25 protein-coding genes are annotated in these 22,697 nt (G+C 41.0%); 1 reads left to right on the top strand and 24 read right to left on the bottom strand.

Annotation, left to right across the window (positions count from 1 at the left end):
* Positions 1 to 13: 13 nt before the first annotated feature.
* The 10 genes from amrS to nadE are packed head-to-tail and all read right to left on the bottom strand — an operon-like array spanning position 14 to position 8,766.
* Positions 14 to 1,006, bottom strand: a complete 993-nt coding sequence (amrS, locus tag VB083_RS00125; protein ID WP_213701522.1) for an AmmeMemoRadiSam system radical SAM enzyme — start codon at positions 1,004 to 1,006, stop codon at positions 14 to 16.
* Between the two features lie 2 nt (positions 1,007 to 1,008).
* Positions 1,009 to 2,319, bottom strand: a complete 1,311-nt coding sequence (gene amrA / locus VB083_RS00120; protein WP_213699195.1) for an AmmeMemoRadiSam system protein A — start codon at positions 2,317 to 2,319, stop codon at positions 1,009 to 1,011.
* 23 nt (positions 2,320 to 2,342) lie between these two features.
* Complete coding sequence (gene queA, locus VB083_RS00115) at positions 2,343 to 3,392, bottom strand: tRNA preQ1(34) S-adenosylmethionine ribosyltransferase-isomerase QueA (protein ID WP_213691512.1); 1,050 nt, start codon at positions 3,390 to 3,392, stop codon at positions 2,343 to 2,345.
* 17 nt (positions 3,393 to 3,409) lie between these two features.
* The gene (locus VB083_RS00110) at positions 3,410 to 4,789 is read right to left on the bottom strand and encodes a SpoIID/LytB domain-containing protein (RefSeq protein WP_307880062.1); all 1,380 of its coding nucleotides are present in this window, start codon (positions 4,787 to 4,789) and stop codon (positions 3,410 to 3,412) included.
* 45 nt (positions 4,790 to 4,834) lie between these two features.
* Positions 4,835 to 5,059, bottom strand: a complete 225-nt coding sequence (locus VB083_RS00105) for a DUF2905 domain-containing protein (RefSeq protein ID WP_213691514.1) — start codon at positions 5,057 to 5,059, stop codon at positions 4,835 to 4,837.
* A complete protein-coding gene (ruvB, locus tag VB083_RS00100; protein WP_213691515.1) occupies positions 5,047 to 6,105 on the bottom strand; it encodes a Holliday junction branch migration DNA helicase RuvB in 1,059 nt (352 codons plus the stop codon). The genes VB083_RS00105 and ruvB overlap by 13 nt, the downstream gene beginning before the upstream one ends.
* A gap of 10 nt (positions 6,106 to 6,115) precedes the next feature.
* The gene (gene ruvA, locus VB083_RS00095) at positions 6,116 to 6,727 is read right to left on the bottom strand and encodes a Holliday junction branch migration protein RuvA (protein ID WP_213691516.1); all 612 of its coding nucleotides are present in this window, start codon (positions 6,725 to 6,727) and stop codon (positions 6,116 to 6,118) included.
* The gene (ruvC, locus tag VB083_RS00090) at positions 6,721 to 7,245 is read right to left on the bottom strand and encodes a crossover junction endodeoxyribonuclease RuvC (protein WP_307880061.1); all 525 of its coding nucleotides are present in this window, start codon (positions 7,243 to 7,245) and stop codon (positions 6,721 to 6,723) included. Before ruvC ends, ruvA begins: the two co-directional genes overlap by 7 nt.
* Positions 7,238 to 7,987 (bottom strand): YebC/PmpR family DNA-binding transcriptional regulator, encoded by a 750-nt coding sequence (locus VB083_RS00085; protein WP_213691517.1) that lies wholly within the window; start codon positions 7,985 to 7,987, stop codon positions 7,238 to 7,240. Before VB083_RS00085 ends, ruvC begins: the two co-directional genes overlap by 8 nt.
* Before the next feature lie 32 nt (positions 7,988 to 8,019).
* Positions 8,020 to 8,766, bottom strand: a complete 747-nt coding sequence (gene nadE, locus VB083_RS00080) for an NAD(+) synthase (RefSeq protein ID WP_213691518.1) — start codon at positions 8,764 to 8,766, stop codon at positions 8,020 to 8,022.
* Positions 8,767 to 8,974: 208 nt separating this feature from the next.
* Between nadE and nikR the strand changes: the two genes are divergently transcribed.
* Positions 8,975 to 9,382 (top strand): nickel-responsive transcriptional regulator NikR, encoded by a 408-nt coding sequence (nikR, locus tag VB083_RS00075; protein WP_213691519.1) that lies wholly within the window; start codon positions 8,975 to 8,977, stop codon positions 9,380 to 9,382.
* A 294-nt stretch (positions 9,383 to 9,676) separates the two neighbouring features.
* Here the strand turns inward: nikR and argF are convergent, their stop codons facing one another.
* The 14 genes from argF to VB083_RS00005 all read right to left on the bottom strand — a co-directional run.
* Positions 9,677 to 10,627, bottom strand: a complete 951-nt coding sequence (gene argF / locus VB083_RS00070; RefSeq protein WP_323401559.1) for an ornithine carbamoyltransferase — start codon at positions 10,625 to 10,627, stop codon at positions 9,677 to 9,679.
* A gap of 17 nt (positions 10,628 to 10,644) precedes the next feature.
* Entirely contained in the window at positions 10,645 to 11,715 is a 1,071-nt protein-coding gene (gene ispG, locus VB083_RS00065; RefSeq protein ID WP_213695508.1) for a flavodoxin-dependent (E)-4-hydroxy-3-methylbut-2-enyl-diphosphate synthase, read from the bottom strand.
* Between the two features lie 15 nt (positions 11,716 to 11,730).
* A complete protein-coding gene (rseP, locus tag VB083_RS00060) occupies positions 11,731 to 12,768 on the bottom strand; it encodes an RIP metalloprotease RseP (protein ID WP_213691522.1) in 1,038 nt (345 codons plus the stop codon).
* A gap of 19 nt (positions 12,769 to 12,787) precedes the next feature.
* Positions 12,788 to 13,954 (bottom strand): 1-deoxy-D-xylulose-5-phosphate reductoisomerase, encoded by a 1,167-nt coding sequence (gene dxr, locus VB083_RS00055; protein WP_323401558.1) that lies wholly within the window; start codon positions 13,952 to 13,954, stop codon positions 12,788 to 12,790.
* Positions 13,951 to 14,775: a phosphatidate cytidylyltransferase gene (locus tag VB083_RS00050; RefSeq protein WP_213691524.1), complete on the bottom strand. Its 825-nt coding sequence runs from the start codon at positions 14,773 to 14,775 to the stop codon at positions 13,951 to 13,953. The genes dxr and VB083_RS00050 overlap by 4 nt, the downstream gene beginning before the upstream one ends.
* Positions 14,756 to 15,442, bottom strand: a complete 687-nt coding sequence (locus VB083_RS00045; RefSeq protein ID WP_213699198.1) for an isoprenyl transferase — start codon at positions 15,440 to 15,442, stop codon at positions 14,756 to 14,758. Before VB083_RS00045 ends, VB083_RS00050 begins: the two co-directional genes overlap by 20 nt.
* A gap of 1 nt (position 15,443) precedes the next feature.
* A complete protein-coding gene (locus tag VB083_RS00040) occupies positions 15,444 to 16,088 on the bottom strand; it encodes a uracil-DNA glycosylase (RefSeq protein WP_213691526.1) in 645 nt (214 codons plus the stop codon).
* A complete protein-coding gene (locus tag VB083_RS00035; RefSeq protein ID WP_307880060.1) occupies positions 16,085 to 16,939 on the bottom strand; it encodes a hypothetical protein in 855 nt (284 codons plus the stop codon). Before VB083_RS00035 ends, VB083_RS00040 begins: the two co-directional genes overlap by 4 nt.
* Positions 16,917 to 17,939 carry an aminotransferase class I/II-fold pyridoxal phosphate-dependent enzyme gene (locus VB083_RS00030; RefSeq protein WP_213691527.1) on the bottom strand — a complete coding sequence of 341 codons (1,023 nt, stop codon included), beginning with the start codon at positions 17,937 to 17,939 and terminating at the stop codon, positions 16,917 to 16,919. The genes VB083_RS00035 and VB083_RS00030 overlap by 23 nt, the downstream gene beginning before the upstream one ends.
* 3 nt (positions 17,940 to 17,942) lie before the next feature.
* Positions 17,943 to 19,250 (bottom strand): UDP-N-acetylglucosamine 1-carboxyvinyltransferase, encoded by a 1,308-nt coding sequence (murA, locus tag VB083_RS00025; RefSeq protein WP_307880059.1) that lies wholly within the window; start codon positions 19,248 to 19,250, stop codon positions 17,943 to 17,945.
* Positions 19,251 to 19,280: 30 nt separating this feature from the next.
* The gene (wecB, locus tag VB083_RS00020; RefSeq protein ID WP_213691528.1) at positions 19,281 to 20,411 is read right to left on the bottom strand and encodes a non-hydrolyzing UDP-N-acetylglucosamine 2-epimerase; all 1,131 of its coding nucleotides are present in this window, start codon (positions 20,409 to 20,411) and stop codon (positions 19,281 to 19,283) included.
* 16 nt (positions 20,412 to 20,427) lie between these two features.
* A complete protein-coding gene (locus VB083_RS00015) occupies positions 20,428 to 21,315 on the bottom strand; it encodes an MraY family glycosyltransferase (RefSeq protein ID WP_323401557.1) in 888 nt (295 codons plus the stop codon).
* A gap of 14 nt (positions 21,316 to 21,329) precedes the next feature.
* Entirely contained in the window at positions 21,330 to 22,427 is a 1,098-nt protein-coding gene (gene upp / locus VB083_RS00010) for a uracil phosphoribosyltransferase (RefSeq protein ID WP_213699200.1), read from the bottom strand.
* A gap of 130 nt (positions 22,428 to 22,557) precedes the next feature.
* A partial coding sequence (locus VB083_RS00005) for a sodium ion-translocating decarboxylase subunit beta (protein WP_213691540.1) occupies positions 22,558 to 22,697 on the bottom strand: 140 nt, incomplete at its 5' end.

Below are 22,697 nucleotides of genomic sequence, written 5' to 3'. Positions count from 1 at the left end.
TTGAACTCTCCTTTTATTCTGTAAGAGTGACTATATGATTTCCGCAATGGGCACAGTTACCTTTTTTATCAAGACCGAAAAGAAGGGTGTTGTATCCTCGACGTTCCATGATCATCGATCCACAAAGGGGACAAAAAGTTATAGCTGAAGATTGAACATTGCCAAGATAGACAAAGGACAAATGTTTCTTGGCCCGTTCCTGAGCCTCTTCTAAAAGATCAAGAGGCGTCGGAGCTTCATGCCATTTGTAGCAGGGAAAATATCTTGAGATATGCAAAACTATATTGGGAGATAGAGATGAAGCCCACTCTGAGAGAGGGTCTAGCCACTGAACATCCTTATGAATGCCAGGAACAATAAGGCTTGTAAGCTCTACATGCACATGGGCTTTAACCATAGATTCAACAGTATTTTTAACAGTAGTCAAATCACCACCGAGTAAAGAATATGTCGGAGCGTCAAAAGCTTTTACGTCAATATTGGCTGCATCTATGTAAGGAAGTAGCTCGTTTAATGGCTCTTCGCTAACCATTCCATTTGAAACAAGAACTACTGAAAATCCTTCTTTTTTCAATGCGCGCGCACTGTCGAGAATATATTCGTACCAGACAAAAGGTTCATTATATGTAAAGGAAACAGCTTGTAGATGCTTTCTTCTGGCAATATCTACTATTTCAGAAGGAGAGATATAGGTTAGGGGTATAGATTTGGAACATGTGGATATTTGCCAATTCTGACAAAAGGGACAATACATATTGCAACCTATGCTCCCTAGAGAAAGGATTGATGTTCCAGGATTCCAATGATAAAGAGGCTTCTTTTCTACTGGATCTATGGCTATAGATGATACAAGGCCGTAATTCAAAGAGACAAGGCCTGCATCTTTCTGATGCATTCGTACCCCGCAAATGCCTTTCTGCCCTTCTTCGAGAGTACAGTGATGAAAGCAAAGATCGCACGTAACAGAAGAGTTGTTACGGTGCCACCATGATGCTCTATAAGCCATAATTATTCTCCTCTCTCAAGATAACGGTCAACAGTAAAACGGTATATAGTGATATTATCATGAGAAGATATTCCGGCTTTTTGTAAAGCTATGTGAATCTGCTGCTCTACAGTATCCACACCATCAAGATCGGGAAGCAACACACCTTTTCTTACTCCATTAGAGACTATAATTCCGTAGATTTTTACGTCAAGTTCGTCTATCGAATGTACTTCCTCAGGCTCTGAAAGAATGTCGACAGAGACAACTATATTTTTTAGTTCATCTGGTTGCACAGGGAGAAAACGGGGGTCTTCCGTCGCAGCAGCTATAGCATTTGCAACTAACTCTTCACTAAGTGTCTGATGTACAGGTAGAATTGTTCCGATACAGCCTCTAAGATGGCCGTCCTTTGTTTTCAAAGAGACAAAACAGGCTCCCTTTTTATGTAAAGCTTCTAAAGGAGACCATAATTCAATTTCTCGTTGCGCTGGTTGTCTATCGTTCTGTATATATTCTTCAATAACGTTACGCGCAAACAACGGATACTCTTTTTTTTGAGGCGTAGCAATAGCTACAGCGTACCCTACTCCAAATGGAGCTTCATAAGAAATCATTTTTGAATGTGGTTCAGCAATACCGAGATAAATCAAGACAGAACGAAGTCCACACTCCCCTGCTTCTTCTATAGTGCTTTCAGGTAAATTTAAAAGAAGTTGAGCGTCAGAGGTTTTTAAGGCTCTGACGACTTGTTCATCGAAAAAGGCTCCTAAAGGTGAATATCCTGCAGGTGCTCCAGGTATTACTCTATGAGAGAGATCGCCACTTGCAATAAGTCCCCACTGAAGGGTGTCTTGAAATTGGCGAAGTTCTTTTCCCATCTTGCTAGCCTCTTCCAATGTTAATCCAATAGGATTAGCAAGAATAATATCGGGTAGATTCCCCCATTGTTTATGAAAGAAATACAAAGGAACGATAGAGGCATGATCTAATGAGCCCGTTGCTTTTTTCATAACTTCTACAGGTACTATTTCTTTTAAAAAGTTGTAAATAGCCTCAAATTTTTCATGATTTCCTTTAGCATGCAACGATACTTCAGGTACCCCAAAAAGTGAGAGGTCTCCTTTGTACTCTGAAGACTCTACGAACAAAAGGCCCCGTGAGTATGGTGCATGTGGAGAAAGTATAAATAGAACGTCTGGTTTTTTCTCCTCAAGCTGTTGTGTTAGAGAAGTCATTCCCTGAATAGTTCGTATAGCTTCTTTTTCTTTGCCGCGCCCTACTTCTGGAACAATAATAGGTGGATGAGGAACGAGACAAGCCCATTTCCACATAATACCATCACCCTCCTTAACTTTTATTGAATCAGCATGGCGTCCCCAAAAGAAAAGAATCTATAATTCATTTTAACAGCTGTTTTGTAAGCTTCCATTACGTTGTCATATCCTGCTAACGCTGCTACAAGCATAAGCAGCGTACTTCGAGGAAGGTGAAAATTAGTAATAAGCCCGTCAATAACCGAAAAGTTATAGCCAGGGTAGATAAAGAGAGATGTATTTTTCTTCCCCTCATGAATGACGCTTTCGTCATGAGTCGCCATACTCTCTAACGTTCTTGCCACTGTTGTTCCAGAGGCAAGAATTCGCCGTCCTTCTCTTTTTGCTTTTCGAATAAAATCAGCTGTTTCTTTAGGAATTTCGCAATATTCCTCGTGAATAATATGTTTGCGTATATCTTCTACCTGAACTGGACGAAAAGTCCCGAGTCCTACATGAAGTGTAACCCAAGCAAAAGATATGCCATAATCTTTGGACAATTCACGAAGCTGTTCTTCTGTAAAATGCAAGCTGGCAGTAGGAGCAGCACACGATCCGTTGCGTTTGGCAAATACCGTCTGATAATCGGAAGCAGTAGCGTTTGTTTCTTTTATATATGGAGGAAAGGGAACTTCTCCAACATGTTCCAATAAAGAAAGTACATCGCAATTAGCTGGAAATTCAACTATTCTGATGCCATCTCTTAATATGTCTTGTATGCTGACAACTGTAGTATCATTAACAAACACCGTGCTACCTGGTTTTAATCTTCTGCCTGGCCGAAGCAACGCTTCCCAACGCTTCCAGTTCTTATCAAGCGGTTTGAGCAATAATATTTCTACATGCGCACTTCCCTTTTCTTTTATTCCGTGAAGCCGAGCTGGGATAACGCGAGTATCATTTAAAATAATGACATCCCCTTCTTTTAAAAACTTATTGAGTTCATAAAAGTGTGAGTGTGTCATTTTTCCTGTCTCTTTATCGAGCACTAAAAGTTTTGAATGATTCCTTGGTGAAACAGGATTTTGAGCTATACGTTCTTCAGGAAGATCGTATGCATAAGATTCTATATCATAAAGATTCGGAGCCATAAAACGTCATCGCCTTCTTATTTTCGAGTTAGAGTTGTACCTGGATAATAATGCTGCAGTATTTTAGCATATTTCCATCCTTGATCAGCAAGGTTTTTGGCTCCCCATTGAGACAGCCCCACACCGTGTCCCCATCCCTTCCCTGAAAAGACAAAAACTCCAGCAGATGATTTGTTAGCTTTCCTCTGCATAGGACGGTTTGTGACTGTTGACGTGTTCTTTTGAGGGATAGCTTTTTTGAGAGCTTTAAAGAGATATGTTTTTTTCTTTTCAGGATGCATCAGCATATCGATCATTTCATCGGCTGAAAAAGCTCCTTGTTGAGTAAGTGTAATCAATGTTTGCTCTTCTTCTGAAGATAGTGGAGCATTCGCATCTCCCAGATTATTGCGTTGTGGTTGTTGAACAACAGGTCTAGTTTCGCCATTGATCGTAAAGAATGTGCTTCGCAACACAGAAGGACCAACAGCCATCCTGAATTGATGAGTTTTTATTTCCCGTGTTCCCTGGCTCCCTTGAACTAAAAGCGTTACAGGGCGTCCAAAGGCATCTCTTGAGCCCACTCCTACATTAAGAACGTTTCCAACATTTATTCCTAATTTACTAAGGGCTGCCCGCACTTGTTGAGCGGAGAGCGTAAGATTCCATGACGAATAGGGAGATGTATACGGAATAGCTTCTTTTACTCCGCATAAGTATGGTATGGAACTACTCCATACTTCAGAAACATTGGCTGTCGCTCCTCCACTATCTGAATGGAAGGGAGTAAGAGCAAGCTGGGAACCGTATGCGACAACGACACCAGCTGTCTCTTTAACAGCTCTATCTGTTCGCGAAGTTTCTGCATTAACACCTCGATAAACCTGGCAATCTGGCGTGGCCGTAAGATCGAACCCCTTCTTTCCATACTTGCCCAAATTCTTGAGAGCATACGTTCGGGAAATAACTGCCTGAGCTTTCAGCGCTTCCAAATGCCATGCAGGGTTCGTTTCCATTTTTAAAACCCCACGCACATAGTCCTCTATATTGACAACGTTAATAATGTTGACAGAATTCCCGTTGTCAACAGCGCGAATAGCCCCCCTGTATTGGACCTTCTTAAAGTTTAAAAGGCCTTTTGAGGTTATTTCTAATGGTAATTTGAGAGTATGTTTTCCTATCGAGATTCTATTCTTCCCTGCATATCGCAAAGAAATAGCCTTATTAGCTTTGAATCTCTTCCCCTGACCATCTTTAAGGATTAAGGCTGAAGAAGAAGAAATAGTGGCTTGTGATACTCCAATACCAACTCCTATTCGAACAGTTTGTGCCGCAGCTTCTGCAATGAAAGAGTCGCCGATTGCAAAAGAAAGAACGAATATAGCAGCAAGGATGAGAGATCTACAGATTTTTTTCATAAGAACGTACGTTCCTCCTTCTCTCGATTTCTTTTTTTGAATTTATTATTTCATCCAACGTCCAATAATGTTCAAAACTACAGTTAACACGATACTCACAATAATCATTGTGGTGATAGGTGCAAAAACTGTAACATTTTTTCGCGTATACGTAATGTCTCCAGGCAATTTCCCAAAGGGGATATTTAACTTTGAAAAAACAAGGAAGAGGCTTCCCGCAATAATGAGAATTATCCCCGTGAAAATAAGACCTTTTCCTATTCCTTGCATGAGTCTGATTCCTCCTCTTGGTAGAATTCTAATTGCTTAGTAATATCCTCTGGAGGGTTCTTTCCAAGATATAAATATCCATTTTTAGTTGCCTTTCTACCTCGAGGTGTTCTTTCTATGAGACCTTTTTGAATAAGATATGGTTCGTATATGTCTTCTATGGTTTGTCCTTCTTCGTTTAATGCTGCCGCAATCGTTGAAAGTCCTACTGGTCCTCCATCAAAAAGTTCTACAATCACATGTAAAATTCTGCGGTCACCATCATCTAGCCCCAAAGAGTCGAGCCCAAGCATGTTAAGAGCAATCGATGCAATCGATGAGGTTATGGAGGATGATTGACGAACTTCAGCAACATCCCGAACCCTTTTAAGTAAACGTATAGCCACACGTGGTGTACCTCGGGAACGACGTGCTATTTCGTATGCAGCCTCTTCTTCTATTTTGACTCCAAGAACATGGGCGCCCCTTTGGACTATATCTGAAATCTCTTTTTCCTCATAAAGCTTGAGCTGTTCTACTATTCCGAATCGTGCACGAAGAGGGGATGTCAAGAGGCCAAGGCGCGTCGTTGCCCCAACAAGGGTAAAGGGAGGAAGGCTGAGACAGATATTGTTGGCAAGCGGGCCTTTTCCCACAATAATATGCAGACTAAAATCTTCCATACTCGGATAAAGAATCTCTTCGACATTTGCAGGTAAGCGGTGAATTTCATCAATAAAAAGAACGTCGTAAGGTTCGAGATTTGACAAAATAGCAGCAAGATCTCCTGCTTTTTCTAGCGCAGGACCAGTGGTTACACGAAGCTGACCACCCATTTCATGAGCAATAATCCCGGCAAGAGTTGTCTTACCAAGACCGGGAGGGCCGTAAAAAAGAATATGATCAAGCGCTTCTTTTCTTTGACGAGCAGCTTGTACAAATATTGAAAGTTTATCTTTAAGTTGTTGTTGCCCAACAAAATCTTGCAATGTTGAAGGGCGGAGTGTTATTTCTTCTTCGAAGGTTTTATTCTGAAGGTCGAAAAAGCTAGCCTTTTCTTCCGACACGTTTTTCACCTCAGTTTCTTTTTAGTTCACGAAGAGCTTGTTTAAGCAGTACTTCTTCCTTTGCTGTTTCAAACTCAGCGCCCATCTCTCTTTTAAGACGATTCATAACAGTGTAAACTTCGTTTTGAGTAAATCCCAGAGAACGAAGAGCAGCTGCAACCGTATTCTTAGCGGGCATTGTAGGTATAATCTCTTCTTCCTCTGCAAATTCTGCAATCATCTCTTCTGATAAGTGGCGTTTCAACTCGAAACACAAGCGTTCGGCAGTCTTTTTCCCTACTCCTGGAACCTGAAGAAAAGTATCAATATCAGAAGCGACGATCGAACGAACAACCTGAGATGGAGATAATGTGCGAAGTATAGCCAACCCTACTCTACCCCCAACTCCTTTTACAGTTATTAATTTTAAAAAGACGTCTCGTTCCAGCTCGCTTGAGAAGCCAAAAAGAGTTATTCCGCTTTCTGATACTTGTAAATATGTTGTCAATCGTACACTTTCACACTCTTCGCATAGCCGAAGCGCACTTCCTGAACAGAGAATATCTAAACCAAAGCCATTTACATCAAGTATAACGTTCTCTTGTGTTATCTGAAGAATTTTTCCCTCAACACTTCTTAGCAAGAAAAACCACCTGCTTTCGTTTTTCTACTAAAAGAATGAAGTGCGATACCTGTTAAAGCTATAGCAATGGCATCAGCTGCATCATCTGGTTGTGGAATCTCTTTTAAATTTAATAGCCGTTGCACCATCTTTTGAACTTGTTTTTTGTCGGCAGATCCAGAGCCGCAAACAGCTACTTTTATTTGTGAAGGTTTAGGTTCATACACAGGTAATTTATATTGAGAAGCCAGTAAAAGAATAATGCCCCGAGCTTGCCAAACGTATTCAGCAGTTGTTATATTACGTCCGAAGAAAAGTTTCTCTACTGACATAAAATCTGGGGAGCAGTTTTGAATCCGCTCCCCAAGTTTGTTGTAAATCATCTCAAGCCGCAAAGGCACGTCTGTTTTGGGTGGAGTTTCAATGCATCCATAATCTTCTGCAGAAAAACAATGTCCATCCTTCCGGACAAGGGCAAATCCTAAACGGCCTAACCCTGGATCTATTCCAATACAAGTTATAATTTGCTTTTTATTCAACTTGGGCCATAATTTCGTCCGGAATATCAAAGTTGGCATAGACATTCTGGATATCATCATGATCTTCAAGAGTCTCAAGCAATCTCAAGATTTTTTGTGCCTGCTCTATTGTTTCTATAGCAACTGTGTTATTGGGGATCATTTCAGCCTCTGCGCGTTCGACAGCGTATCCGGCATCTTCCAATGCTTTCTGGACGTCAGTTAAGGCTGAAGGAGTTGTAAATATAGTGTATCCCTCATCTGTTGCTTCAAAGTCTTCTGCTCCTGCATCAAGACAGGCAAGCATGATTGTTTCTTCGTCTATATTCTCACCCTTTACTTCAATGACACCTTTTCGTTCAAACATCCAGGCAACACAGCCGGATTCACCAAGGGCGCCACCACCACGGGTAAGTATAGCTCGCATATCTGCTGCTGTTCTGTTTCTATTGTCAGTGAGTGCTTCTATCATAAGTGCTACACCGTTAGAGCCATAACCTTCATATGTAATTTCCTCGTACATGGCTCCTTCAATTTCTCCAGTTCCTCTCTTTATTGCTCTAGTGATATTCTCATTGGGAACACTTGCAGCTTTAGCTCTATCTATTGCTGTTTTAAGACGAACGTTCATTCCTGGATCGCCGCCACCTTCTTTGGCTGCAACAATAATCGCTCGTACTAGTTTCTGAAATAGATTTCCTCTCTTTGCATCTTGGGCTGCCTTTCTATGCTTTATGTTCGCCCACTTTGAATGTCCTGACACGAACAATCACCTCTTCTATAAAAATCGTTCCATTAATCTTTCGGTATTATGCAGACAGGTGGTAATTCCCGTTTATGCACAGATTGACGATATCTCTCTTCAATTCGTTGCCTAACACTTTCCTTGACGTTTCCTGTCGCTATATATTTATCAATATCGTCATATGTAAGTCCCATTTCATTCTCATCAGTTTGTCCTTTCCAAAGGCCTGCCGATGGCGGCTTTTGGATGATGTCTTCTGGTACCCTTAAATAGGCAGATGTCTCGCGTACTTCTTCTTTTAAAAGATCACCTAAGGGCCAGATGTCTGCTCCGGAATCACCATGTTTGGTGAAATAACCGGCAATAATTTCAGCCTTATTGCTTGTTCCGCATACAAGATATCCTTTGGATTGTGCAATAGCATAGAGTGTTGTCATTCGTAACCTGGGTTTTATGTTTGCCAGTGCGATGTGTCGAAGAGGCACAGAAGATTCTTCCAGCCCCTTAACGAGAGAATCGTACGTTGCGGAAAGATCGACTAAGGTAGAAGGAATAGAAAAAACATCTATAAGTTTTTCCGCATCTTGTTGATCCTCAGGCAAACTATGGCAGGGCATCATCACTCCCAGCATATTGCTTCCAAAGGTTCTTCGCAGTAATACGGCTACAAGGGCAGAATCAATACCGCCGCTTAACCCGACCACACATCCGTGGGCACCTGCTGATGAAACCTTATCTGCTAACCATTTTTCTATAGTCGCTACTATTTTTTTCGGAGAGCGAACGTATATTTGCATGATAGATTCCCTTTCCTTCCTTCTCCGTTTTGTCTCACTTATTCTAGCATATAGCTGAAATTTCGCCGAGATTATCAATTCTATCACGAAATCATGTTTCAACTGCAAAATTTGTTAGGTTTAGAATAACATCCAATTAAATAAACGGGGGAATGTATTAAAATCATTTATAATGAAGTAACTATTAGAGAGAGGAGGCTGTCTTGCGTTGGAAAAACTCGTTCGATTCGGAGTTGCAGTACCGGAATCCTTGCTAGAGGAATTTGATCACTGGATAAAGAGATCAGGAATACCTAACCGCTCAGGTGCAATACGACAGCTTATCAGACAGTCTATTTCCAGAAATCGTTGGGAAGAAGGATCGGGATCTGTTTTTGGAACACTGACGATTCTTTATGATCACCATTCCCATGACACTTCTGCAGAACTGACTCAAGTTCAACATGATTTTGGCGATGTGATTGTTTGTACAAGTCATGTACATCTTGACCATGACCATTGCCTTGAAGCTATTGTTTTAAGAGGGTCTGCTGAAAAAATACGTAAGCTCGTAAAAGCTGTTTCATCTATTAAAGGAATCAACACAGCAGATCCAGTTGTTACAACTACAATATAAAATATAAAAGGGCGGCAAACTGCCGCCCTTAACATTAAACTCCTCAACCCGATGAGCAGGAACCGCAAGAACCTCCGCATCCTTTTTTACCTAGAGACTCTCCTTCAAGGAGAATCAGAATTTTACTTCGGCATTTAGGACATTTTATGGAGGATCCATTTCCTTCCTGTTCAAAAATTTCTCCACAGGAAGCACATCGAAAGGTTCGTTTCGATTGTGTCAAAAGTTATCCCCCCTGCTATTTATTTCAGTCTATAATACCCCCTCAAGGTTTATGAGGCAAGTATATTTTTACTAGAGATTTCCTATTGTGGCCACCATTATGGCTTTGATTGTATGAAGACGGTTTTCTGCCTCATCAAATACCTTTGAAGCCCGTGATTCAAAAAGATCTTCCGTAACCTCTTTCCCTTTATACGCAGGAAGGCAGTGTAGGAAAATCGTCTTATCATTTCCGGTTGCTTTCATAAGTTTGAAGTTGACTTGATATGGGCGTAAAAGGGCTTCTCTCTCTTGCATCTGGGCTTCCTCACCCATTGATGCCCAAACATCAGTATAAATGGCATGAGCGCCTTTTACTGCTTTTATAGGATCTTCCTCAAAAGTAATTGTTCCTCCTGTTTTGTCTGCCATAGCGAGACATTCTTCGTATAATCCTTTGTCAGGAAATAGAGATGAAGGGGCTGCAATTACAAAATGGAGACCCAGTTTTGCCGAGCCTATCATCAATGAGTTAGCCATGTTGTTGCGCCCATCTCCAGCATAAACAAGTCGAATTCCCTCTAAATGGGCTCCAAAATTTTCTTGGAGAGTCAAGAAGTCCGCTAAAATTTGGGTTGGATGGTATGTATCAGTAAGACCGTTCCATACGGGTACACCGGCGTAGGCGGCCAGTTCGTCTACTGTTGCCTGCTTGAATCCACGAAATTCAATGCCATCAAACATTCTTCCGAGGACTCTAGCTGTGTCCTTTACATCTTCCTTCCCTCCAAAATGAATATCATTTTTCCCGAGATATTCAGCATGACCCCCCTCGTCAATACATGCCACTGTAAAAGCACAGCGAGTACGAGTTGAGGCTTTTTCAAATAACAAGGCAATGTTTTTCCCTTGAAGCAAATTCCCTCGAAGTCCGGCTCTTTTTTTGGCTTTCAACTGAGCCGCCAAGTCGAGAAGGTAGTAAATTTCTTGTTCTGTAAAATCTTTCAATGTCAAAAAATGTCTTCCCTTGAGACTTATAGGCATGCCTGTCTCTCCTCTCTTTATTCCTTATTATTTGAGTTTCTTTCTTTTCGAAGCATATCGACAAGTAAGGCTATTTTTTCTGGGATTTCATCGATAGAACATTCTCCTATAATATGGCCTTTCGTAAAAACCACCATGCCTGCAGGGGAGCCTGCAAAACCGATATCTGCATTCTTAGCTTCTCGTGGGCCATTAACTTCGCAGCCCATAACAGCTACAGTTAGTCCATCGGGTACATCTTTCAAATACGGTTTTATACGTTCTACTATTGACGCCACATCTATTCGTCGCCGGCCACATGTAGGACAGGAGATAAGATGAAATCCATGTTCCCTGAGTTCAAGAGAACGTAGAATTTCGTATCCCGCTTCAACTTCCTTGACTGGATCAGAGGTAAGACTGACTCTGAGCGTATCTCCAATCCCTTGAGCAAGCATAAGCGCAATTCCCGAAGCGCTGCGAACAAGCCCGGTGAGCCCAGGGCCAGCTTCAGTAATTCCAATGTGAAGAGGAAAATCTGGATATCGTTCACTTAATATTTTGTTGGCTCTCACCGTTTCTTTTACGCTTGTCGATTTAGCAGAAAGAATAATACGATTAAAGTTTTCTTTTAGCAATAATTGAAGTTGTTCCTCTACAGCTAAAACAAGAGCACAGGCTTTATCACCATGAGATTGCGCAAGTTGCCTTCCATTAATAGAGCCGCTATTGGCTCCTATTCGTATAACGACAGAACGTTCAGACGCTATATGAATAAGTTTTTGCAACTTGTGAAGCGGCATATTTCCAGGATTAATACGAATAGCTGGGCACCCAGCATCCATTGCTTCAATAGCTAAATCGGGATCAAAGTGTATATCAGCCATAAGTGGTATATCAATATCACTATTTAAGCGAGAAAGTTCGGTCTTCAAATCTTTGTGTGGAAAGGCCACCCTTACGAGCTCGCAACCTGCCTTTTGCAAGGCTTGACATTGTTCTAGAACACGATCATAACTTGATAGAGATTCTTTAAGCATACTTTCTATCCGTATAGGTGCTTTATGACCAATCACAAGTTTCTTTATAGTTACATTTCTTTCTGTCATTGCTATCCCTCTATATTACAAACTAAAGATTCGACTAATATCTTTCCATGTTATGAAAAGAATCAATGTAATGAGAAGTACAAAACCCGCAAAATGAATATAATTTTCTATCCGTTCAGGAAGACGCTTTCTCGTTATCATTTCGCCAAGGATAAAAACAAGGCGTCCTCCATCAAGTGCCGGGAACGGAAACAAGTTTATGAGACCAAGGTTAAGGTTAATAAGAGCCAGGAATGATAGAAAGGCCCATATTCCTTGTCTTGCTGCTTGTCCTGCCATAGTTGCTATTCCTATGGGGCCAGAGACTTCTACATCCTGAGTATGCAAAGCCCATCTGACTATACCTCGAATCATTTCTATGCTCATATTGATAGTATAAGAGAAGGCATTTCTCAAAGCAGAGAAAAAGCCGTATCGAACAATAGGTGGACGTATTCCAAGAAGCGGAGCGCCATATTTAGGGTCAAAAGATATCTCTACTCTTTTTTGAAAAACTTCGCCCTTTCTTTCTATCTCAAGAGTTAGCGGACCTTCTTTTGAACTATCCCTGATGGTTTTTGCCATATCTGGCCAATCTGAAACAGTAACTCCATTAATAGACCTGATTATATCGCCAGATTCCAGCCCGATTTCTTGGGCGGGCAAGTTGGGCATTATTTCTCCTACGACTGGAGCACTCATATCAAGAACGCCGTGGCCGGAGAGGAAAAGAGCAGTAAGGATCATAGCTAATAAAATATTAACCAACGGTCCATTAAGAAGAATGAGAAAACGTTGCCATGGTTTTTTGTCGTTAAAACCTTTTCCCTCATCTACTTTCTCGCCAGGCTGTTCTTCATCCATTCCTGCAAGGCGAACAAATCCGCCAATGGGAAAAGCTCGAACTGACCATAAGGTTTCGTCTTTACCCTTCTTCTGCCATATAACAGGACCCATTCCGAAAGCAAACTCATGAACATGTACTCCGCAGGCTTTTGCTGTTTTATAGTGTCCGTATTCATGGGAAACAACACAAATTCCTATGACTAAAATGAACGATAACAAACTAATCATGAAGTATTCTCTCCTTACTCTATTTCTCCAATGTCCGTACTATTGACTGTGCGGTTACTTTCCCCCATTGGAGAATCTGCAGACTCTCCTCAAGCGTTTCAGGCGCTTTCCCATTATAACTCGATAGAACTTTCTCTATCACTACGGGAATTTGCGTAAAATTTATTTTCTTTTTCATGAAAGCATCGACGGCAATTTCATCAGCTCCCACAAGAATAGCTGGGAAAGGACCTTTCTTACAGGCGACTTCTTTGGCAAGTGCAAGACTTGGAAAAAGACTTTCGTCTGGAGAATAAAAACTGATAGAAAGGGGGTCAAATGCTAAGGGAGCGACAAGTGGCATTGTGGGCAGACGTTCTGGATAGGCAAGAGCTGTTGCAGCAGCCATGCGCATATCAGGTGTTGATGCGACCATTTTTACAGTTCCATCTGAAAAATGTACAATGCCATGCACTATAGAGCCTGGACAAATTATTGCATGAACTTGCGTGTTGTCCAGGTTGAAAAGATACATAGCTTCTATTATTTCTATGCCTTTATTCATAAGAGTTGCGCTGTCAACAGTGACTTTATAGCCCATATTCCATACGGGATGAGATAAAGCCATCTCAGGAGTGACATACGAAAGCTTTTCTCGTGTATATGTTCTGAATGGGCCTCCAGAGGCTGTTAGAAATATCTCTTTGACATTTCGCACATTTTCTCCGATGAGACATTGCCATATAGCATTATGCTCGCTATCAAGAGGACGAAGCTGGTCTCTCCGTTTTACGAGAGGCATAACCCATGGTGCGGCAACAACGATACTTTCTTTATTGGCAAGAGAAACATTTTTGTCTGCATCGAGTGCTTTTTGCAAACTTCTAATGGCGTCTGTTCCAGATGAGGCAAAAACGACGTGATCAACATCTGGGTGAGTAACAATATATTCAAGATCTTCTTCTGACTCATAAATAGGCAGATCAGGATGGAGTTCCCGCAAAGAATGGGCAGCTTCATGATCTGTTAAAGCGACTCCAACCGGATGGAATTCGTTAATAAGCGAACTCATTTTTTTAATATTTTGATGAGCTACGAGAAAAGCAACTTTAAATTTTTCAGGATAGGTTCTGCATATGTCAAGAACAGATTTTCCAACACTTCCAGTAGCTCCAATAATAGCTAGTCGAGAAAGATTGTTTGTCAAAGGAGAATCACTCCAAACAGGAAAAATGTCAAAGTACCACTAATTAGAATACTGTCAAATCGGTCAAGAACTCCCCCATGTCCAGGGATAAGCCGCCCACTGTCTTTGACTTCGACTTCTCTCTTTATTAAAGATTCTGCCAAATCACCAAGCTGTCCAGCTAAACCGCAGATAATTCCTATATAAAGAAAAGGTAAAGGAGGCATTGCTGCGTAGTAGGCGATAAGTACAGAAAAGAGAATACTAGCGCCTGCCCCTCCAACAAAACCTTCCCAGGTTTTCTTAGGGCTTACCGCTTCACAAAATTTATTTTTTCCCCAACGTGTTCCTACAAGATAAGCTGCTACATCGCAGCTCCATGTGCATATAAACAGGGTGAAAAGCAAAAGCTTCCCTAAGGGGTGAAATCGTAAAAGGATCATATAACTCCAAGGGAAGATAATGTAGACAAGACCTGATAAAGTTCCTCCCAGATTCCAAATAGCATAGCTTGAATGGGAGAATTGACGGCGTAATATTTCAATGAAAAGAAGAATAAACGCGCAAAGAGTTAGCACGATTAGTACGGATACGGGGCGAATACGTTCTGTGGATGCAATGAGCACGAGAGCTCCAGATAATATTCCTATCCCCTTAGATACTCGAAACTTCTTCGATAGGAGTTGGTAAAACTCCCATAGCGAGAGTAAGGCAAGTGTTGAAGCGACTAGAAACCAAAGACGTCCTCCTACGAAAATAGATGAGAGAAGAATAGATGCTAGAACAATTCCGCTTAAAGAACGTAAGACAAGTTCTTTAGCTTTATCGTTTAATGCCACCATAACGGCGATCCCTCTTTTCATAGGAAAGTAATGCTTCTTTCAGAGCTTCTTCGTTGAAATCTGGCCAATATAGGGGAGAAAAATAAAGTTCACTATAACAGCCCTGCCATAGCCAAAAATTGCTGAGACGACATTCACCGCTTGTTCGTATAATGAGGTCAGGATCTGGTATATCGGGCAAATAAAGGTGAGACCGTATAGTTTCTTCTGTTATTTCTCCTGTGTAGCCCTCTCGTGTTATTTCTTGAACGGCATCTATTAGTTCCTGTCTTCCACCATAGTTTAGGCAAACAATAAGTTGAAGACGTTGAAAATCTTTAGTCTTTTCTTCTGCTTCGTGAATAATTTCTTGTATATCTTGAGGTAGATCCTGAATTCTGCCAGCAAAACGCAGACGAACATTTTCTTGAACAAGTTCTAGAATCTTTTTGCGAATATAATAACGGAAGAGAGACATAAGCCCCTTTACTTCTGTTTGAGGCCTTCTCCAATTTTCTGTAGAGAAAGCATACAAAGAAATATAAGGAATGCCCAAATTAGCAGCAGCCCTCACAGTTTTTTCAACAGCTTTTACTCCTGCCCTATGACCTAATAGTCGCGGAAGATGACGTTTTTGAGCCCATCTGCCATTGCCATCCATAATAATAGCTACATGCTGAAGCGACATCCTAGATTGTACCTCCCTGAGAGGAAGTGATGAGATCAAGCTTTTCCTTTACAGTGCGTATATCTTGCCACGTCAAGTCTTTAGGACTTCCTTTTTTTCTTGAATCATTTCTCAGGAGATAGCTTGGGTGGAACATTGGCATTAAATGTATGCCGCGCCATGTAAACCATCTTCCTCTAAGAGATGTTATTCCATCTGTAGTTTTGAGAAACCACTTTGTTGGGGTATTCCCAAGACTTACTATAATAGATGGACGTATAAGCGCTATTTGTGCTTCTAAATATGTATTACATGTCATCATTTCCTCTATGGAGGGAACTCTATTCTGTGGTGGACGACATTTCACTACATTTGTGATGTATACGTCTTTCCGCGAAATGTTTGCAGCTTTCAATATTTTTGTGAGCAACTGTCCTGCTTTGCCAACAAAGGGGCGACCTTGCGTATCTTCGTCGGCTCCTGGCCCTTCTCCAACAAACATAAGAGATGTATGAACAGATCCTTCTCCAAGAACAGCATTTGTTCTTGCCTGATGTAAGCCGCATTTAGAACAAGAAGCTACTTGGTGTAATAATTCTTGCCAGGCACTTTCTTGATGTTGTCTAATTTCCTCTTCAGTTGGTATGTAACATTCTTTTTCTGTCATTCTTGATACACTCCGTTTATCAATACGTTCACTTGTTTTATATCCATACCAGTAAAGTATCGGATTGCCCGAGCACTTTTCCAACATATTTTTTCGCCAATATTGAGGAAAGAGTTTTTTCCTAACGTTAATTTAACGATAACTGTTATTTCGAGAGATTCATCAACAGGGCGAACTTTAATTTCTTGAACAGTATGTACTTGCGCAGTACGTTCCGTCAAATATTTAACTATATCAATAATTGCTTGAGCATCAATACTTAGTTCACCGTAAAAATTAAATGGAGGACGCACGATTGTTCGTTCGCCCTCTTCCTTATCCACTGTTTTAAAGAGGTCTCTGAGATGGCCTACAAGTTTCCCCGCAAAATTTCGTCGTATCTGTGCACGAGAAACCGGAATAACGTGTTGTCCTTTTGTGAGACGTTCTTTTCGGGCATTTTTGATATCCTCTTCTGTTGCAACATCAGTTATTTTTATAAATTTTTCAGGTTGTGAAAGCGTTAAGGCTCGTATAATTTTTAGCGCCATAGCTGATGAGGTTGCAATGATCATAACCTTACAGGGAGCATGACTTTCTAAAAAGGAAAGAACCTCTTTGCGATGATCAGGAAATTCGAAAAGTGCACGACGAATGGCTCTAACAAGATTCTTTTCTGATTTTGCGCTTTTTCCCGTCATAATTCGTCCTTTTGAAATAACAAGGCCATCGTCAATAATGTAATCAACGTTATTGCTCTTCGCCACAAATTGGGCCCGCTGACTTTTTCCTGTTCCGGCAGGTCCTACAAAAGCAATAACACGAATAGATTTAATTAAGGCACTTTTTTTATCCCTGATAGTCGAATCCAATTTTCTTCATCACCTTATTTAATGCCGATAAAAATAATTCGTTTTGATGAGGTTGGCACACCGATATCTTCAAATGATCGGGAATGCCAAAATCTGAGCCGTTTGTAATGCGTATGCCTTCTTCAAGAAGCAAATAGTAAATAAGCTCTGCGTGAGGTGTCTGGAATGTAATGACATCGGTGTCACTCCCTCGTGTTTCAAGACCTAATTCACGCAACCCCTCTATCAACCGACTTTTAGATGCATTTATATTTTCTCTGAGTTTCCCATACCACTCTTTCTCTCTGAGAGCTGCTACAGTAGCTTCTTCAGCAAGCATGCTAATAGTGGAAACATCAGCGTAATAACTAAATTGCTTAGCAAGAGGACGAGAAAGTAATCCATATGAGATGTCTAGATTTTTCAGACCATAAAATGCAGAGAAATTACGTAAGATCAGAGCTTTCCCTGTTTGATGGAATACTCCACTGCCTCCTGAGAACAATAAAGAAGGAACCATGTCTGCGCTACGTTCATCGCAGATAAGAAATGCTCCGGCCCTCTCTAAACAAAAAAATAATTCCCGAAGCTCACTTTGAGATAAAGTATGTCCTGTAAAGCAATTAGGATTACTCACGACAACAATTTTTCCAGTTCCAGGACATGATTCGGAAAAAATATTTAAGTTTTGCTCTAGAGCTTTCCCGTAAGAAATTTCAATGATATTAAACCCGCGTTCTTTGAAACATTCTGAAATAATGCCATTTTTTTCGTAAGGGCATAAGAAATATGCTTCTGTAGCGCCCTTATTTTCTAGCATACGTAAAACGGGATGAAGAATCCCTTTCATCCCGTAACTTAATACTATTTCTTGTGGAGAAACACCCAACAGCTCTGAAAGAGTCTTTTTAAGAGAGACTTTTTTCCCCTTTTCCTCGCTATTAGTTGCGTCCAGGGTTTTTATAATAGCCTCCCGTACGGTCGGGGAAATTCCCCATTTTCCAGATACGAAATCCTCCACGCCTTAGGACTCCTCCTTCCTAACGGCACCATTAACTTTAGGCCCTAGTTGTTCTGTTGGAATAACTTCTACTCGCCCACCAAGTTGCTGGAGTTTTGTATCCATCTCTTCGTAACCACGCCAGACATGACCTATGTGATAGACACACGTTTCGTCTTGAGCTGCTAATCCTGCTAATATAAGGGCTGCACCAGCTCGCAGATCTGTGGCATTGACATCAGCTCCAACAAGATGATCGACGCCAGTCACAACAGCAGTGTTTCCTTGGAGTTCAATTTTTGCACCCATCCTGTTAAGTTCGTTAACATGTAAAAATCGAGCTTGGAAAACTCCTTCTTGAATAACACTGGCTCCATCAGCTAAGGCTAGTGTAGCCATAATCTGTGGCTGCAAGTCTGTAGGGAATCCAGGATATGGCATGGTTTTCAATGAAACGCCCTTAAGCCTTTCAATTGGATGCACAAGAACAGAGTCTTCTCTTACTGTAAAAGACGCTCCTCCCTCTTCTAATTTAGCTATGAGAGAATCTATGTGTTGCGGGATGATATCGTTAATTTTTATTTCTCCCCCGGTTATAATTCCGGCTAAAATATATGTGCATGTTTCAATCCTGTCAGGAATGACTGTGGTTTCAGAGTTTTGTAGTTCATCTACTCCCTTAATACGAACTACGCCTGTTCCATCCTCTTCTATTTGGGCACCCATCCTTTTTAAAGTTTGAACCAAATTAGTAATCTCCGGTTCGCGAGCTGTGTTTTCAAGTATAGTTTCTCCTTCTGCGAAAACAGCAGCCATTATTAAATTTTCTGTGGCTCCTACAGATGGGAAATCAAGATAAATACGGCATCCTTTCAGGCCATTGGCAGTTGCGTGTACAGCTCCGTGAATCAAGTCAATAGAGGCCCCCATTCGGGACAATCCCTTCAAGTGAAGGTCTATCGGTCTACTACCAATGGAACATCCTCCAGGTAAGGGAAGAACAGCACGACCGCAACGAGCAAGCAGCGGCCCTAAAACGAGAGAGGATGCTCTCATTTTGCGTACGAGATTTGTAGGTGTTTCCCAAGAGAGATCTTCGGGAACGGCAATAAACATTTCATCTTTTTCATACTGGATTTCAGCACCTAAATTTCGCAAAAGATCGGCCATTGTAAGAACATCATGTAGCCGGGGTGCTTTGTGAATATGAAGGGTGCCTCCTTTCAGAAGGAGAGAGGCAGCCATAATAGGTAAAGCAGCATTTTTGGCTCCTTGTGCAGATATTTCCCCCTTAAGAGGAATTCCACCTGAAATTTTCATTTTATAATCCACGATGATCACTCCTGATTTCCTAAGTTCATTTTAAAAAGCAGACGTTTGGTTAAAAAAATTACTTACATAGCATTCTATTTTTTTTGCAGCGGTTCCGTCTCCAAATGGGCTTTCACTTCTTTTTATAAGATTATCATATTCTGTCCCATTCGAAAAAAGACGGAGTGTTTCTTTTACTATTCGTTCCTTATCCGTACCTACAAGAATTCCAGTTCCATGGTCTATTGCTTCTGGACGTTCTGATATATTTCTCATGATAAGTACAGGTTTTTTGAGATAAGAAGCTTCTTCTTGCACTCCACCACTGTCACTAAGAATAAGATAGCTTCGTTTCATAGCCTGAACAAAATCAGGGTAATCAAGGGGTTCTGTAAAAATAACGCGATCCATATTCCCTAAGAATTTTTTGATAACCTCTCTTACTGTTGGATTTTTATGAAGAGGAATCAGAAAATATACATCAGGAAGTTTTTCTAAAAGTACCTGTATCGCCTCGCATATGTTTTCTAAGGGCTTCCCCCATGATTCACGACGATGTGCAGTCATGAGGATAAGAGGTGCCTGAGAAGGTATGGAATACATCCTTTCAGGAGAGTTTCCCCGTTTTTCATTGACGGTCCATGCCAAAGCGTCTATTACAGTATTTCCTGTAACAAAAATCTGAGTTTCTGCTACTTTTTCTGACAGTAAATTGTCCTTCGCATTATTAGTAGGGGCAAAGAAAAGAGTAGTTAGTCGATCAGTAAGTATTCGATTTGCTTCTTCTGGAAATGGTTGGTCTAAATTTCCACTTCGCAATCCGGCTTCAACATGCCCAACGGGGATTTTTCGATAAAAAGCAGACATAGAAGCCCCTAAAGTTGTCGTTGTATCTCCATGTACCAAAACGAGATCCGGTTTTTCCTTATCATAAATTTCCCCTGTTCCGACGAGTACTCGAGAAGTAATATGATCTAATGTTTGTCGGTCTTTCATAATATGTAGATTGACATCAGCTTTAATGTCGAAGAAAGAAAGAGCTTGGTCGAGCATATCAGTATGCTGACCTGTGGCAAGAACAAATGTTCTGAAAGCGGGATTTTCCTTCAAAGCTAAAATGACTGGAGCCATTTTTATAGCTTCCGGTCGGGTTCCTATTACACATATGATTGTACGTTTCATTTTTTCCTCCTTGTTTTTACTGGGCAAACTGAGTGAAACAGAACAATCCCAGCATAAGCAAGGCTCCTTGAAGAAGAGCCATAATACAGAGGGTCGAAATTGGCGAAAAACCACGATCAAGCAGTTGATAATGTAAATGCCCTCTATCTGGCAAAAAAGGTGAACTTCGACGAATTAGACGACGAAGAATCGATGTAAGGGTATCCAAAACAGGAACCCCTCCCCATAAAAGTAGCAAAACTATAAGTTCTGCAGCGTTAAAGTGTGCGTATCTCCCTTGCTGGTAAAAAGTATAAAGAAGCTGAGAAGCAAAAATATAGCCTAAAAGAGTACTGCCTCCATCCCCAAGAAAGGTTCTGGCTCGGGGAAAATTCCAATGTAATACTCCGATTGCTGTCGCTGCTATAGGCCACCACATATCTGGAATACCAATTTGAGAAGCTATCAATGCCGCAATAACAAACATAAAGAGACAAAGTCCGTTCAAACCATCAATTATATTATAAGCGCTTGTTACACCGGCGATCCAAATAATAAGTAATATTCTATAGGGAAAATATATATCTAAAGGCAACAATACGATGCTTGCTGCAAAAAAATGCAAAAACAGTCTGATTGTTGGATTTAAAGATTTAATATCATCCCAGTATCCACAAAGGAAAACAATAGTTGCTCCTGTGGAAGAAAGCTTAAGGAACAAACTATCAGGTGCTCCGAGGAGACCCCATAGTAGATATCCCATCCACAATACTATACCAGCACCGCGAGGAATAATCCCTAAATGGTGTTTTCTTCCGCCAGGAGTATCTATTATTCTGTATCTGTTAGATAACTTCATTGAGAGAGGAGTCATTCCAACTCCCCATCCCAACATCAGAATACAAATAAAAAGAAGTCGAATCACAGCGGCACTCTATACTATTTCGTTCCGAAAAGTCGATCCCCGGCATCACCTAAACCTGGGACAATATATCCGTGATCATTAAGGTGATCATCTAAGGCTGCAGCATATACGTCCACATCCGGATGGGTGCTGTGGACTTTTTCAACTCCCTCCGGAGCAGCGATAAGGCAAACAAGAGATACTTTGCGTGCTCCCTTGGCTTTAACAAGGCTGATTGCTGCAGTAGCAGATCCACCTGTTGCAAGCATGGGATCGAGGATAAAAATATCACGATCATCGATGTCATTAGGAAGTTTGCAATAATATTCAACTGGCTCAAGAGTTTCAGGATCTCTATATAATCCGATATGTCCCACTTTGGCGTTAGGAATAATCTGAAGAATTCCATCGACCATACCGAGTCCAGCTCGTAAAACTGGGACGATAGCAAGTTTTTTACCTTCGAGGGTATAACCGATTGTTTTTTCGATGGGTGTTTCAACTTCTACTTTTACAAGCGGTAAATCACGTGTAATCTCATAAACCATAAGTCCGGCTATTTCCTGAACAAGTTCTCTGAATTCTTTGACTGATGTGTTTTTGTTTCTGATAATACTTACTTTGTGTTGAACAAGAGGATGGTCAAATATTACAATTCGACCTTCTCCTTCATGAGAGCGGCTTGGGACTAACTTATTTTCAAAACGACGAATTTTCTCTATGCGTTTTTCGTGGCGATCTCCTTCAAATTCAGTTTCAAGCCAAGTGTCAGCAATATCAAAAGCTTGTTTTTCACTGATGATCCGACCACCCATTGAAAGTATATTCGAATTATTGTGGAGCCTACTTAAACGAGCTAATTCAGTAGTGTCACATAAAGCGGCGTAAGCGCCAGGTACTTTATTTGCGGCTATTGTCATGCCTATTCCGCTTCCACATACAAGAATTCCTCTATCAGTTTCATTTCCAGCGACGCTTTCCGCCACAGCGAATGCGATATCGGGATAATCGCAAGAAACAGAGTCAGTATCTGTACCATAATCAATAACAGTATGCCCATTCATTTCTAAATGTTTTTTAAGCGCAGATTTAACACAAAAACCAGCATGATCTGAGCCTAGAGCTATTTTCATTTCTTTACCCCCTGAGAGCCATAATTTTTTGATCCGCAATATAATAACACGTAAAAAGGAGTCTTTGCCGTATTTTAAACGGAAAAGACTCCTTTATTTTATACCCTTCCTTTTTCAGAATAAAACATTTTTAGCTCAAGAGGGTAAGCATAACGGACGCAGCGACGGCAGTGCCGATAACACCAGCCACGTTGGGTCCCATAGCGTGCATAAGCAGGAAGTTGCCAGGATTCTCTTTCTGACACATTCGCTGTACCACTCGTGCCGCCA

Origin of the sequence: Aminobacterium sp. (assembly GCF_034926885.1) — a bacterium.
Taxonomy (GTDB): Bacteria; Synergistota; Synergistia; order Synergistales; family Aminobacteriaceae; genus Aminobacterium.
The sequence above is the reverse complement of the archived record's forward strand: the minus strand, read 5'-3'. Positions and strand labels throughout refer to the sequence as shown.

Bases quoted from the DNA above. Each gene is read 5' to 3' on its own strand.
- queA (WP_213691512.1), bottom strand. From the start codon at position 3,392: ATGGCTCCGAATCTTTATGATATAGAATCTTATGCATACGATCTTCCT.
- VB083_RS00110 (WP_307880062.1), bottom strand. From the start codon at position 4,789: ATGAAAAAAATCTGTAGATCTCTCATCCTTGCTGCTATATTCGTTCTT.
- VB083_RS00040 (WP_213691526.1), bottom strand. From the start codon at position 16,088: ATGACAGAAAAAGAATGTTACATACCAACTGAAGAGGAAATTAGACAA.
- rseP (WP_213691522.1), bottom strand. From the start codon at position 12,768: ATGATTAGTTTGTTATCGTTCATTTTAGTCATAGGAATTTGTGTTGTT.
- amrS (WP_213701522.1), bottom strand. From the start codon at position 1,006: ATGGCTTATAGAGCATCATGGTGGCACCGTAACAACTCTTCTGTTACG.
- VB083_RS00045 (WP_213699198.1), bottom strand. From the start codon at position 15,442: ATGTCGCTTCAGCATGTAGCTATTATTATGGATGGCAATGGCAGATGG.
- nadE (WP_213691518.1), bottom strand. From the start codon at position 8,766: ATGCAAATATACGTTCGCTCTCCGAAAAAAATAGTAGCGACTATAGAA.
- upp (WP_213699200.1), bottom strand. From the start codon at position 22,427: ATGAAAATAGCTCTAGGCTCAGATCATGCTGGTTTTTGTGTTAAATCT.
- VB083_RS00105 (WP_213691514.1), bottom strand. From the start codon at position 5,059: ATGCAAGGAATAGGAAAAGGTCTTATTTTCACGGGGATAATTCTCATT.
- VB083_RS00050 (WP_213691524.1), bottom strand. From the start codon at position 14,775: ATGGTGGCATTAAACGATAAAGCTAAAGAACTTGTCTTACGTTCTTTA.
- wecB (WP_213691528.1), bottom strand. From the start codon at position 20,411: ATGAAACGTACAATCATATGTGTAATAGGAACCCGACCGGAAGCTATA.
- ispG (WP_213695508.1), bottom strand. From the start codon at position 11,715: ATGACAGAAAGAAATGTAACTATAAAGAAACTTGTGATTGGTCATAAA.
- argF (WP_323401559.1), bottom strand. From the start codon at position 10,627: ATGCCTATAAGTCTCAAGGGAAGACATTTTTTGACATTGAAAGATTTT.
- amrA (WP_213699195.1), bottom strand. From the start codon at position 2,319: ATGTGGAAATGGGCTTGTCTCGTTCCTCATCCACCTATTATTGTTCCA.